1 protein-coding gene is annotated in these 560 nt (G+C 42.5%); it reads left to right on the top strand.

The features are described 5' to 3' along the window. The coding region (locus J5G60_RS18680; protein ID WP_150359096.1) for an IS200/IS605 family accessory protein TnpB-related protein at positions 1–560 on the top strand (560 nt) is incomplete at both ends.

Genomic DNA, 560 nt, shown 5'->3' with positions numbered 1-560 from the left:
AGAAACAGAGCGGGAAAAAGGCAAAATTGACCAGGGCATGGAATAAGATAAACAACCTGAAAAGAGAAATAACCAACAGGACAGTCCATGAAATAGTCAGTTTTGCGGAGAAAGTAAATGCGGATACCATAGTATTCGAGTACCTGGACCGGTTTCCTAAAATCAAGGGCAGCAGAAACAAGAGAATAAGAATGAAACTGCAGCTTTGGACAAAAATTGCAATACAGAACAAAGTGAAGCACAAAGCCCACAGTGCCGGCATGAGGTTCAGCAGGGTAACGCCTAAAAATACATCTTTGTTGGCCTATGACGGGAGTGGCAGTGTTAAAAGGAATAAGGACAACTTTAGTCTGTGTACTTTCAGCACGGGAAAGCAGTATAATTGTGACTTGTCTGCAAGTTACAATATAGGTGCTAGATATTTTATAAGGGAGTACCAAAAATCCATACCTGCAAAGGAATGGTCGGAAGCTGTGGCAAAAGAACCGGGGCTTCTGCGAAGAACTCAGAGCACTCTGGCCACATTGATTAGTTTGGCAGGAGTAGTGCAGATAGAAAAA

This window comes from Clostridium sp. HV4-5-A1G (assembly GCF_900184915.1).
GTDB lineage: Bacteria > Bacillota > Clostridia > Clostridiales > Clostridiaceae > Clostridium_B > Clostridium_B aromativorans.
This window is presented reverse-complemented; position numbering and strand designations above follow the sequence as displayed.